General features: G+C 58.3%; 12 protein-coding genes. 4 read left to right on the top strand and 8 right to left on the bottom strand.

The window, feature by feature from the left end; genetic code table 11:
- Nucleotides 1-6 precede the first annotated feature (6 nt).
- Nucleotides 7-210, top strand: a complete 204-nt coding sequence (locus AACZ26_RS08120) for a cold-shock protein (RefSeq protein WP_100389010.1) — start codon at nt 7-9, stop codon at nt 208-210.
- Nucleotides 211-353: 143 nt separating this feature from the next.
- On the opposite strand, the gene AACZ26_RS08115 is transcribed toward AACZ26_RS08120, so the two are convergent.
- From AACZ26_RS08115 to AACZ26_RS08105, 3 genes are all read right to left on the bottom strand, one after another.
- Complete coding sequence (locus AACZ26_RS08115) at nt 354-2,123, bottom strand: DEAD/DEAH box helicase (protein WP_339620540.1); 1,770 nt, start codon at nt 2,121-2,123, stop codon at nt 354-356.
- Nucleotides 2,124-2,220: 97 nt separating this feature from the next.
- On the bottom strand, nt 2,221-3,468 hold the full coding sequence (dinB, locus tag AACZ26_RS08110) for a DNA polymerase IV (protein ID WP_339620539.1): 1,248 nt from the start codon (nt 3,466-3,468) through the stop codon (nt 2,221-2,223).
- 126 nt (nt 3,469-3,594) lie between these two features.
- Nucleotides 3,595-3,858 (bottom strand): GlsB/YeaQ/YmgE family stress response membrane protein, encoded by a 264-nt coding sequence (locus tag AACZ26_RS08105; protein WP_339620538.1) that lies wholly within the window; start codon nt 3,856-3,858, stop codon nt 3,595-3,597.
- 154 nt (nt 3,859-4,012) lie between these two features.
- Between AACZ26_RS08105 and AACZ26_RS08100 the strand changes: the two genes are divergently transcribed.
- Complete coding sequence (locus AACZ26_RS08100) at nt 4,013-4,774, top strand: SGNH/GDSL hydrolase family protein (protein ID WP_339620537.1); 762 nt, start codon at nt 4,013-4,015, stop codon at nt 4,772-4,774.
- 111 nt (nt 4,775-4,885) lie between these two features.
- Here AACZ26_RS08100 and AACZ26_RS08095 read toward each other — a convergent pair whose 3' ends face one another.
- From AACZ26_RS08095 to AACZ26_RS08085, 3 genes are all read right to left on the bottom strand, one after another.
- Entirely contained in the window at nt 4,886-5,992 is a 1,107-nt protein-coding gene (locus AACZ26_RS08095; protein WP_339620536.1) for an acyl-CoA desaturase, read from the bottom strand.
- A 111-nt stretch (nt 5,993-6,103) separates the two neighbouring features.
- The gene (locus AACZ26_RS08090; protein WP_339620534.1) at nt 6,104-7,330 is read right to left on the bottom strand and encodes a D-alanyl-D-alanine carboxypeptidase; all 1,227 of its coding nucleotides are present in this window, start codon (nt 7,328-7,330) and stop codon (nt 6,104-6,106) included.
- A 33-nt stretch (nt 7,331-7,363) separates the two neighbouring features.
- Nucleotides 7,364-8,167 (bottom strand): RNA methyltransferase, encoded by an 804-nt coding sequence (locus tag AACZ26_RS08085; protein ID WP_339620656.1) that lies wholly within the window; start codon nt 8,165-8,167, stop codon nt 7,364-7,366.
- Nucleotides 8,168-8,249: 82 nt separating this feature from the next.
- On the opposite strand from AACZ26_RS08085, the gene AACZ26_RS08080 reads away from it, so the two are divergent.
- Nucleotides 8,250-9,080, top strand: coding sequence for a Sir2 family NAD-dependent protein deacetylase (locus AACZ26_RS08080; protein WP_339620533.1), 831 nt, complete (start codon nt 8,250-8,252; stop codon nt 9,078-9,080).
- Nucleotides 9,081-9,133: 53 nt separating this feature from the next.
- Nucleotides 9,134-9,763, top strand: coding sequence for a histidine phosphatase family protein (locus AACZ26_RS08075; RefSeq protein WP_339620531.1), 630 nt, complete (start codon nt 9,134-9,136; stop codon nt 9,761-9,763).
- Nucleotides 9,764-9,769: 6 nt separating this feature from the next.
- Here the strand turns inward: AACZ26_RS08075 and AACZ26_RS08070 are convergent, their stop codons facing one another.
- Both AACZ26_RS08070 and AACZ26_RS08065 read right to left on the bottom strand, forming a co-directional pair.
- The gene (locus AACZ26_RS08070; protein WP_339620529.1) at nt 9,770-10,855 is read right to left on the bottom strand and encodes a glycosyltransferase family 1 protein; all 1,086 of its coding nucleotides are present in this window, start codon (nt 10,853-10,855) and stop codon (nt 9,770-9,772) included.
- Nucleotides 10,852-11,763 carry an alpha/beta hydrolase gene (locus tag AACZ26_RS08065; protein WP_339620527.1) on the bottom strand — a complete coding sequence of 304 codons (912 nt, stop codon included), beginning with the start codon at nt 11,761-11,763 and terminating at the stop codon, nt 10,852-10,854. Before AACZ26_RS08065 ends, AACZ26_RS08070 begins: the two co-directional genes overlap by 4 nt.
- Between the last annotated feature and the right edge of the window lie 25 nt (nt 11,764-11,788).

Raw genomic sequence — 11,788 nt, 5'->3', positions numbered from 1 at the left:
TTTTAAATGGCACTAGGTACCGTCAAGTGGTTCAACGCAGAGAAGGGCTTTGGATTCATCGCCCCCGAGGATGGAAGTCCTGACGTGTTCGCCCACTATTCGGCCATCGCAACAAATGGCTACAAGTCGCTCGACGAGAACCAAAAGGTTGAGTTTGACATCACACAGGGACCCAAGGGTCCCCAGGCGGAGAACATCCGCCCCCTCTGATCTTGATAGTTCAGTAATGAGAACGCCCCCGGTCCTATACCGGGGGCGTTTTCTTGTTAAGAGCTCTTATCATCGTCGGCACTTCTCACCATTTGCGCTCTTACCAATGCCCCGGTTTCTCGCGGGCAGACTCTCGCCGTGCTTTATGAGTGGAAGCCCTTGCGGAGGTAATCGATGCGCGTCTGCAACTGCGTTACGGTGGCCTGAGCGACCGCAGGACCGCCACAGACGCGTCGGAGCTCGGCGTGGATCAATCCGTGCGGTTCGTTGGAAAGCTTCGCTCTACGGCCCACGAGGTTGTTCAGTAGCGTTCGCTGCTCTTTAAGCGTTCGATACAGCGGAGCCGGCTGTTCCGCTTTCGGGCGGCTCTCGGCACGTTTCGACTGACGTTTCTGGCGTTGCATTAGCAACTCACGCACTTGCTCAGGTTCGAGGATTCCCGGAAGACCAATGAAATCGAGCTCTTCATCACTGCCAGGTTCGGCCGCAAAACCAAACTCTGCACCGTCAAAGAGCACCCGGTCAAAGTTCGCGTCAGATTCGAGTGCTTCCCACGTAAACTCGTCGGCAAGCTCATCGCTTGTTTTCTCTTCGCGATTCTCGGCATCGAGCAGGTTGTCATCGAGTAGTTCGTCGCCCGTCTCTTTGCGATCGAGAGCGTGATCACGTTCCTTCTCGAGCTTGCCTGCCAAATTCATAAGATTCGGAACACTGGGCAAGAAAATCGACGCTGTCTCTCCGCGACGACGCGTACGCACAAAACGGCCAACTGCCTGTGCAAAATACAACGGGGTGGAAGCCGAGGTCGCGTATACGCCAACAGCGAGGCGGGGAACGTCGACACCCTCTGACACCATGCGGACAGCGACCATCCACCGACTATCGCTCTCAGCGAAAGACTCGATGCGGGACGATGACTCCTTCTCATCGGAGAGAACGATTGTCGCGGACTCCCCCGTGATGTCCTTGATCAGCTTGGCGTAAGCGCGTGCTGCGAGTTGGTCTGTCGCAATGACAAGTCCTCCGGCATCCGGAACTGAGTGCCGCACTTCGCTGAGACGGCGATCGGCGGCGCGCAGCACCGCGGGCATCCATTCGCCCTTCGGGTCGAGAGCGGTGCGCCAGGCCTGAGCAGTCACATCTTTCGTGTCGCCTTCGCCAAGGCGGGCTTCCATTTCGTCACCCATGCGTGTTCGCCAACGCATCTTGCCGGCGTACGCCATAAAAATAACGGGGCGAACAACGCCGTCTTCGAGTGCACGACCGTAACCGTAGCTGTAGTCAGTAACAGACGTGCGGATGCCCTCATGGTTGGGCGCGTAAGTCACGAAGGGGATGGGCGCTGTATCGCTGCGGAACGGTGTTCCAGTGAGGGAAAGCCTGCGAGTCGCACGACCGAAAGCGGTGTGGATTGCGTCACCCCAGCTGAGGGCATCTCCACCGTGGTGAACCTCATCGAGAATGACGAGGGTGCGTGAGGAATCGGTGATCTCTTGGTGAAGAGACGCCTTCATCGCGACTTGAGCGTAGGTAACAGCAACCCCGTGAAAGCGGCGACCTCCCCACGCGTCACCGTTGGAGAACGAGGGGTTGAGTCGAAGCCCTACTCGGTTGGCGGCATCCGCCCACTGGCGTTTGAGGTGATCGGTCGGTGCAACCACGGTGACACGGTCTATTTCGCGTCGGGCGATAAGTTCAACAGCGAGACGAAGGGCGAACGTGGTTTTTCCAGCGCCCGGCGTCGCGGCGGCGAGGAAGTCGCGAGGTTCTTTTTCGAAGTAGAGATCAAGGGCCTCTGCCTGCCAAGCCCGTAATTTTGAGGCAGTACCACGGGCAGCGCGTTCTGGGTACGACGGTGAGAGGTGTTCCGCCGCGAAGGTGCCCACGGTGGGGCCAGGCAATGGAGTGCTCACTTGATAAGACTTTACCGTTCGCTGCTGACAACCAGGTTCGTGCTGGCCGTATTTCGATGACCCGACTGAGAAAGAACGAGTGGAGTGGAGAGGAGAATTAGTCTCGTTGCCCGAGTCGCGGCCGCTCTAGGCGTTGCGTGCCGAGCAAACGGGCGGGGCCGATGGCGCCAGTGCCGAACCGAGCGGATGCTGCCTCCATGGCCTCTTCGGCATCGCGCCAGCCGTCGGTCGTGTCCCACAGGCTCAACTGACCTCCCCCAGGCTCGACAAGTTGCTCACCGCGAACTCCCACGAGACGAACCGGGCGCCCTTCGCGAGCAAAATCAGCATAGATGTCTCGCACGGTTTCGTAGAGTGTGCGACCGAGATCTGTGGGATCAGAAAGCTTTCGCGAGCGGGTGATCGTGCTGAAGTCTTCAAAACGAAGTTTGAGGACTACGGTGCGCGCTTCGACACCGCCTGCCCTGAGGCGAGCCGCGACTTTACCGGAGAGGCGCAAGAGCTCTCTGCGAATCTCGTTGGAATCAAGCACGTTGTATTCGAATGTCGTTTCATGGCCGACGCTCTTCTCTGCCGCTCGTTCGACGACGGGTCGCGGATCATTGCCCCACGCGAGGTTGTGCAGCTTTACGGCCCCGGCCTCCCCCACCGCACGTGTGAGCGTGTCTCGATCGGCGTGGGCAACGTGCGCGATCGTGGTGAATCCGCGCTGCTGCAACGCCTCAGCCGTCTTGGCTCCGACTCCCCACAGCGCCGAGATGGGGAGCGGATGCAAGAATTCAACTGTCTTCTCGGCAGGAATTACAAGGAGCCCATCTGGCTTTGAGAGTCCGGAGGCGACCTTGGCAACGTACTTTGAGGCTGCTGCTCCCACGGAGCAAATCAATCCGGTTTCTTCAAACACGCGCTCGCGCAGGAGCGCCGCAACCTGCATGGGCGAACCGTAAATCGTGCGCGCGCCAGTGACATCCAGAAAAGCCTCATCGATGCCGAGCCGTTCGACCTTGGGCGTAAGTTGGTCGCAGATATCAAAGACCACTGAGGAAAAGTGCTGGTACCGCTCGAAGTGAGGTTCTAAGACGACAGCGTGAGGGCAGCGACGCAACGCGAGGGCCATCGGCATGGCCGAGTTGACCCCAAATTTGCGTGCTTCATACGTGGCCGCGGTGACGACTGAGCGAACCGAATTGTGTCCGACGATGACTGGTTTGCCGACAAGTTCTGGATGATCGAGAAGTTCGACCGAGGCGAAGAACGCGTCCATATCCACGTGGAGAATCGTTGCGCTGCGGTCATCCACGCCTGGCTCGGTCACATGTCGCGTGCGACCGTCTTGCTTACCCATGGCTTCATTGTCTCAGGTGCCTCTGACGATCGAACCGAGTAATGCGAATCGTTCGCGGGCCTGTTGGGGCATGTAACGGCAAAAAGGGCGGTGCACCGAAGTGCACCGCCCCATTTCAAAGAGTGTCTAGCGACGTGAGCCGCGCGTGATCAGTCCATAGAGGAAGAGCACGAGCACTGAGCCAGCAATGGCTACGAGCCACGTCTCGATCGAGAAGAAGTCCTCGAGGCCGACACCAAAGATAGCGCCTCCCACGAATCCTCCGACGAGTGCTCCCACTACACCTAGCAGGAGTGTTGCGAGCCAACCGCCGCCTTGGCGTCCGGGCAGAATGGCCTTTGCGATAGCTCCAGCAATCAGTCCCAGAACGATCCAACCGATGATTCCCATTGTGTGTTCTCCAAACGGTGGTTAAGTAGTTTTCAATGTGAAAACCAACACAGAAGACTTAACCACGTAACCCGTATGAGGGTCAAAGCAATTCAGTTGGCTCACAGGAATCACTCGGGTAGCGCACAGAGGGAATGTGGGAGAAGGTAGAGAGATGCAACAACAACACCCGTGGAGCAGATATGTCGCTATTGGCGACTCTTTTACGGAGGGCATCGGTGATCCCGAACCAGCCTCCCCCGGCGGCAATCGTGGCTGGGCTGACCGTGTCGCCGAAGTGCTGGGATCGCACAAAGCTGACTTCGCCTACGCGAACCTTGCTATTCGCGGGCGCCTCCTTAATCAGATCGCCAGCGAACAACTGGAACCGGCTCTCGAGCTCAAGCCAGACCTCATCAGCGTCTCAGCTGGCGGCAACGACATCATCCGTCCTGGCTCTGATGCGGACGAAGTGGCTGCACGCGTAGATTCCCTCGTGAGCGAGCTTCGCCGTGATGGTGCGACAGTTGTTCTCTTTACGGGTCCAGACATTGGGATGACGCCCGTGCTCAATCGGATGCGCGGCAAAGTTGCCATCTATAACGAGAATATTCGTGCCGTAGCGCAACGTCATGACGCGATTGTCGCTGACATGTGGTCCTTGCGGGAACTGAGCGATTCGCGAATGTGGGCACCGGATCGCCTGCATTTCTCCGCTGTCGGCCACCACACCGTCGCTCGCATGGTGCTGGCGTCACTCAACGTTGAGAACGACCTTGAGCCATTTCGGCCGGAGCCACTACCGCCTCGCCCGTGGCGTCAAGCGCGCGTAGAGGACATCGGCTGGGCCCGCGAGCACCTTGTCCCCTGGGTTCTGCGTCGCGTGCGTCACCAGTCTTCCGGCGACAACATCACTGCAAAGCGCCCGGGCTACTAGAGGCCGAACATCGGGCGGCAGCCCTCGTCGTGACGCCTTCCCACCGGGAGACGCCAAGAGAGGCCCTCACCGGAAGGTGAGGGCCTCTCTTCGTGCTGAGACGAGCGGCAATTAGCCGCTGTAACCGGTTCGTCCTGCTGCTGGGCAGTTGAACGGGTCGCCGTCGGCGCTGAGGCCAACCTCGTTGAGGTGGCGAATCACGATGCCGTAAGAGGTGAAGAGCCCGACTTCGGTGTACTTAATTTCCTTCGTCTTGCAGTACTCTTTCACGATCTCTTGCGCACGACGCAAGTGTGGCCGTGGCATCGTGGGGAACAAGTGGTGCTCGATCTGGTAATTGAGACCGCCCATGAAGTGATTCATGAAGTGGCCACTACGAATGTTGCGGCTCGTGAGCACCTGACGACGCAAGAAGTCGACCTTGGAACCCTTGGGCAGGATCGGCATCCCCTTGTGGTTAGGCGCGAACGAAGCGCCCATGTAGAGACCGAAAATTCCCATTTGGACTCCGAGGAACGCGAAAGCCATCCCCAGGGGCAGGAAGCTGAACACGATCGCGAGGTAACCGATGTTGCGCACAAGCAGCAGCGTGATCTCGACCCAGCGCTTGTCGACCTTCTTTTTGAAGTTGAATACTTCTTGGAAAGCATGAGAATGAAGGTTGAAGCCCTCGAGCAACAGTGCAGGGAAGAAGAGATAGCCCTGGCGGTTGGCCATGAACTTCGTTACTCCCTTGAGACCGACAGCCTTTTCCTTCTGGAAAATGATGAAATCGGTTTCGATGTCGGGATCTTTGTCAACGGTGTTCGGATTCGCGTGGTGACGCGAGTGCTTGTTCATCCACCAGGCGTAGCTAATTCCCACGACGAGGTCCGACATGAGTCGACCGAGAGTGTCGTTGAGTTTGCTCGACTGGAAAACCTGTCGATGAGCCAACTCATGAGTCAAGAACGCGTACTGCGTGAAAATGATCCCCATAGCCGCGGCGATGAGGAGGATGTACCACGTGCCGGCGAGCATCGCGAAGCCGACCCAAGCGCCAGCCATGGCGAGGGTGATGACGGCAAAAGTTGTGATGTAAAAGCGCTTGCTGCGTCGCAGCAGTCCGGCCTCGCGCACAGTGCGCAAGAGGGCGGCGAAGTCGCTCATCTGGCTCCCGACGCCGCGGGGTCCAGTCTTAATTACACGTACGGGATCGGCTGAGAGAGAACTACTCACATGACCTCAGACATTTTCGAATGACTTCTCAGCCATGTGACAAGCGAGCGGGTGCTCCAGATACGCTCCACCTTATCGCGGCCGCCTGTGAGAGCCGTGTCTATTCGATAACTAAAACATTGCGGCTGGGTTTGTCAGTCTCCACCAAGGACCTGGGTCGTCAATCTCATCGCTCAGCACTAGGGGCACGTCAAACGATTCGTTTCCAACCTGAAACTGCACTGACCCTGTGCGCTGCCCAGCGTCTGCAAGGCGGACAGGCTCGACATCCACTGTCATAGAGATCTCGTCTTCGCCCCAGACGACCGCGTTCACCGTCGTTTGCGACACGGCAGAGGCCTCATCGCCCCACGGCGTGTCATATTCAGCAAACACTTGCCCGTCGCTCACCAGGGTTACCTCGGAATACCCGGCTGTCGCATCTGCGATAAGTTCTCGAATGGCGGCCGCAACCGTGGGGTGGTCAGGTCCTCCGACTACTACTCCGATGAATGACTTGGTCTCGCCTCCGATGGTGATGTCGGCAGCGAAGAGGAGGCAAGCCCAGTCGTCGTCAAGGGTTCCTGTCTTGATTCCGTCAACACCATCAATTCCGAGCAACTGATTGCGATTGCTGACAGTTCCGAGTTCGGGTACCTCGACGGAGGAAGTGGACACGATTTCCGCGACGACCGGGTTCTCAATTGCTAGGCGAGCGAGTTCCGTCAGGTCTGCTGCGGTGCTTCGATTCGATTCTTGGATTCCGGATGCCTCAGTCAGCGTTGTGCCTGATAGCCCGTGGTCGGCCAGCCACGCCCCTGCGGCGGCGACAAATGCATCTTCCGAGCCATAGGCCCAGTGAGCGAGCGACTGCGCGTAGTTGTTTGCGGAGGCGAGAAGCACGACGTTCATCACATCGCGTTGAGAAAGCTGCTGACCGTCGTAGACGGGCCACACCAGGCCGTATTGGGCTTGCTGGGTATTGTAGTAGTCGATATCTGTCTGGCCGAAGGTGATTGTCGGGCCCGCTTCATCCACGGACAAGGGTTTCGCCTCCAGCACTACCAGCGCAGTGATCACCTTGGTGATCGAGGCGATCGGCAAGGGGTCGGTGCTGCCCGCACTAGCGAGAACACCTGGGCGATCCAGTGCTCCGATCGCCGATGCTCCGTAATTGGGCAGGGTGATCTCCGGAACGCTGAGCTCCGGCGCATCAATTGTCGTGACGCTCGCGGATACCTCATCAAGAGGAGCGAGCAACGTCAACGGCAAATAGAACGTCAGCGAGAACGCGACGGCCACAGCAGAGAAAACGATGATGCGGCGGCGACGAAAGATTTGGCGTTGAGTCAGCGGCACCGCATAACGCTAACAGGTGTCTGGGCGCGGGCCCTAGCGTGCGCGGAGCATATACATTCCCACCGCGCTGGCAGCGGCAACGTTGAGGGAATCGACCCCACGCATCATGGGGATCTTCACCACAGTATCGGCGGCATCGATCGTGCTGCGAGACAAGCCGTCACCTTCCGTACCCAAAATGAGCGCCACACGTTCCGGTGCGGTGGCGGCAAAAGTGTCGAGATCAACAGAATCATCGTTGAGTGCGAGTGCAGCCAGATGAAAGCCGGCATCCTTGAGTTCAGCGGCATCGGCCGGCCAGCGGGGGATGCGTGTCCACGGAACTTGCAAGACGGTACCCATACTCACGCGAACACTTCGTCGATAGAGCGGGTCTGCGCACCGCGGAGTGATCAGCACTGCATCTGCTCCGAGGGCCGCAGCAGACCGAAAAATGGCGCCGACGTTAGTGTGATCAACGATGTCTTCGAGAATCACGATGCGGCGAGCATCCTTCACCAACTCGGCAACGGTGGGTAGGGCAGGCCGATGTATGGAGGCCAGCGCACCGCGGTGCAAGTTGAATCCCGTGAGCTGTTCCAGAAGGTCAGATTCGCCGACATAGACCGGCGTGTCGGAATCGCCGAGCAGCTCTGCAACATCGTCGAGCCACTGTTCGAGCACGAGAATCGCGCGGGGCTGATGTCCGGCACGCAGAGCGCGAGCAATCACTTTGGATGATTCAGCAATGTAGAGTCCGCCAGCCGGCTCCGTGCGGCGACGGAGGGCAACATCCGTGAGATTAGCAAAGTCGCTCAGGCGAGGGTCGGAGAGATCGGTGACCCGGATGACGTTCACGGTGTGTTCCCAACTGTGCGGTTTCGCCATCAGGTGAATCCGAAATGGCGTGTGTTGTGCTCGAAGTGTTTACGCTTAGGGAGTGAATACACTCCCGGCCAGCGACGAGATTGATCGTGCTGCAGAGCTTCTTCAGGGCAAGCTCGTTAGCGTTCTCACTGGCGCTGGTATCAGCACCGATTCGGGCATACCTGATTATCGCGGTGAAGGTGCCGCAGTGCGCAATCCGATGACATTTGACCAGTTCCAGAGTTCGCCCGGGTTTCGCCAACGTTATTGGGCGGGTAGTCACCTGGGGTGGAAGAGGTTCGCTGCCTCGGCTCCCAATCGTGGACATGAAGCTCTCGCAGATTTTGAACGTCTCGGCATCAGCAACGGCATCGTCACGCAAAACGTCGACGGATTGCACTTACGCGCCGGGTCGAAGCGTGTCGTTGATGTGCACGGCAGCATCGATCGCGCGCGGTGCTTGACGTGCGGTCAGTATTTTGCTCGCACTCCCCTAGCCGCGCGGATATCCGAGTTGAATCCTTGGCTCGAAGAATCGGACTCTCACACGCTCAACCCTGACGGCGACGCTGATGTGCACAATGTCGATGATTTCATCGTTCCCGACTGCACCGTTTGTGGCGGTCTTTTGAAGCCGGATGTCGTGTTCTTTGGTGAGTTCGTACCAACTAGAAAGTTTCAACTTGGTGCCGCACTCGTGGATCAATCGGAAGCCATGATCGTCGCAGGCTCTTCGCTCGTGGTGAACTCAGGCATCCGCCTTGTCGAGAGAGCGATGCGCAAACAGATTCCTCTCGTGATCATCAATCGGGGAACCACGAAAGCAGATCGACGGGCAAACGTTAAGATTGATGGCGGCGCTTCCGCGGTTCTCAGCGAACTTGTGAAGCGACTCGCTGCATAACAGTTCTTGTCGTACACCTGCCGAGACTGTTTCTATGCCCTGAACGGAGCGTTGTGTATATCTATCTTGTGCGCCACGGAGAGACTGACTGGAACCGTGAACGACGAATTCAAGGCAGCACCGACATTCCGCTCAACGAGACGGGCCGCGCTCAGGCGCGCGCAACAGGTTCACTTCTGGCTCGTCGTCGCTGGAGCGGCATCTTCGCCAGCCCGCTTTCCCGCGCAATGGAGACAGCAGAGATCATCGCCGACATGGTGGGTTTGCCCGCGCCGCTGCCTGTGCCGGCGATTGTCGAACGTAACTACGGCGCTGCGGAGGGCTGTACCGATGAAGAGATCGATGCGCTTTACCCTGCCGACGTGAACGTTCCCGGGCGTGAACCGCGAGAGGCCGTTGCCCAGCGCGTCGTGCCTGCCCTCGTGCGTCTTGCCGAAGAACATCACGGCGAGTCCATCATCGTGGTCGCCCATGGCGGTGTCATAGCCACAGTTCTCGCGGCGGTCGCCCCAGAACAGCCCTTTGGGCGGATCCGCAATGGTTCAGTCCACAGTTTTCGCCACGATGAAGGAACTCTTACTCTTGTCGATTTTGATGACCCTATCGAGGAGCAATCCGAGCTTCAGGGCGGCGAAGACTTCGAGGCGCAAAATGCACTCGCCCGACGTGAACGAGACGGGTAGGGAACGCTAGCGCTTCTTCTTGGCCTGATGCGCGACAACCGCTCTATGGAGAGCGTCGTAGAGCGAAGCGGCCCCTTTTTGCCACGTGAACTCAGCAGAGCGCGCTCGAGCCGCAGTAGAGCGGGCCTGCCAAGTTGCCGGGTCTTCGAGCGCCTTGACTTCTCGGACTAGCTCGGAGGCCTTATCCGGACTAAAGAAACCGCCTGCGGGGCCGGAGATTTCGCGAAATATCTCAGTGTCGCTGACGAGCACGGGAGTTCCGAGAACCATAGCTTCGACCTGAGGCAGACCAAAACCTTCATCACGGGATGCCGTGACCAGAGCGGTTGCCCGCGAGAGTGTCTCGGCGTAAACCTCGTCGCTTGCTCCGTCATGGAAAATGAGACTGCCCGCAGGCGCAATGCTTGTGAGCTCGGCTCTCGTCGCGTCATCCACGCGGCTCATCAAATGCAAGGAGTAGCCTGGCAGATCGTTGAGTGCCTGTGCAATGAGGCCGACGTTCTTATATGGCATATACGAACCCATATAGACAAGCTCTCGCGTCGTCGGTGCGGCGCGGGGTTCGTACTTTTCGGGGCTATCGGTGCCGAGTGTCACGACAGTGATCGGGTTGCGAGTGAGTTTGTGCTCAACCATCTGATCACGGGTTGTCTTGGAATCTGTGACGTGGCTATCGGCCCTGTTGAGAAGCGCCCTCTGGAAAGCCCAGGTCAAGTGGTACACGCGCCACATCAAGCGAACCGGCGCAGGAAGATTGCGGGGTGGTGTGGGGTGCTTGTAGTAGATCAGGTCGTGCACCGTCGTAACGAGCGCGTACTTGCGGCCAAAGGGCCCCATCGTCTGCATTGGGGTGAAAACTACGTCCGGCTTCAGTTTGTTTACTTGGAGTGCAACGAACGGCTCCAAGATACCGGTCGGCGATGATGCCATCTCCCAGGGAAGGTCAGGGAGCAGTTCAAGCTGACGCTTGTCTGAAATCAACATTGTTACGGGATGCAACTTGCTGATCTCTTCGACGAGGCGTGATCCGTAACGGCTAATCCCGTCGTGGCGACCAATACGGGTATAGCGGCAATCGAAGATGATTTTCATGAGTGAGCCTCCGCAACAGTCCCCGCACCGAGGAACGTGACGATCAATTGGGCTGCTTCGCGCGGCCGTTCGTAATGGATAAGGTGGCCGACGTCGTCGAAGATTTCGAGCTGCGAATCAGCGAAGAGGGAGTGCAGCCGCTCTTGAGCAGGCACCGCGCTGATCGGATCGTTACGAGCTCCGATGAGTAGCGTAGGAGTAGCGATTGTCGGGGCGAACATACTGACATCCGAGCTAATCGACGCTTCGAAGGCCTCAAGCACACTGTCGCGGTTGGCGTAGCTGCTGAAATAGGAGTGGTGTTGTTGGTGCACCCAGCGCCGCAACTCTGGATCCTTGGTCTTGACCATGATGAGGCTCATCACGCGAACGACAAGCCAATTGCTGAGCAACTGTGAGCCGATCGCGAGCGGTAACGCGCGTGCCGCTCGGTAGTACCACAGAGTTAGTTTGCTGAGTGCTCCGTTCGGCCCCGAGAGAGCCGGCGCGGCAATTGGATTCATGAGGATGAGCTTGGGAGTCGATAGTCCTCGCGAGACAGCGGCCGACACAACAATTGATCCGAAGGAGTGGCCAACGAGGTGAGCGCGGCCACTGAGTCCCAACTGTTCAAGGAATGCTGCGAGCCAGAGTGCGTAGCCGTCGATGTCGTGATGATGCCCGCTGAGGGGCGTCGATTCACCGAAACCGGGAAGGTCAGGGCTCACGATTCGGATGCCGCGAATGTGTGCGCTTACCGCTTCGAGGCCGTGATGATCGCCTCGAAACCCGTGAATAAGAACGAGAACGGTGGGAGAACTTTCAGGACCATACTCCCAATAGTGAGTGGATGATCCCAACACATCGATCGTGGAGTGTCTCGCCGGATTGGCGTCGAGAAGTGCTCGGTAAGGCGATGCGGGTCTCATTCAGACAATCTTATGCAGTGCTGGA

The organism is uncultured Salinibacterium sp., assembly GCF_963974405.1.
In the GTDB taxonomy this organism is placed as follows: Bacteria; Actinomycetota; Actinomycetes; order Actinomycetales; family Microbacteriaceae; genus Rhodoglobus.
This window is presented reverse-complemented; position numbering and strand designations above follow the sequence as displayed.

What these genes read in the sequence shown, in the direction of transcription:
- AACZ26_RS08120 (WP_100389010.1), top strand. Translation starts at nt 7, where the DNA reads ATGGCACTAGGTACCGTCAAGTGGTTCAACGCAGAGAAGGGCTTTGGA.
- dinB (WP_339620539.1), bottom strand. Translation starts at nt 3,468, where the DNA reads ATGGGTAAGCAAGACGGTCGCACGCGACATGTGACCGAGCCAGGCGTG.
- AACZ26_RS08105 (WP_339620538.1), bottom strand. Translation starts at nt 3,858, where the DNA reads ATGGGAATCATCGGTTGGATCGTTCTGGGACTGATTGCTGGAGCTATC.
- AACZ26_RS08100 (WP_339620537.1), top strand. Translation starts at nt 4,013, where the DNA reads ATGCAACAACAACACCCGTGGAGCAGATATGTCGCTATTGGCGACTCT.
- AACZ26_RS08070 (WP_339620529.1), bottom strand. Translation starts at nt 10,855, where the DNA reads ATGAAAATCATCTTCGATTGCCGCTATACCCGTATTGGTCGCCACGAC.
- AACZ26_RS08065 (WP_339620527.1), bottom strand. Translation starts at nt 11,763, where the DNA reads ATGAGACCCGCATCGCCTTACCGAGCACTTCTCGACGCCAATCCGGCG.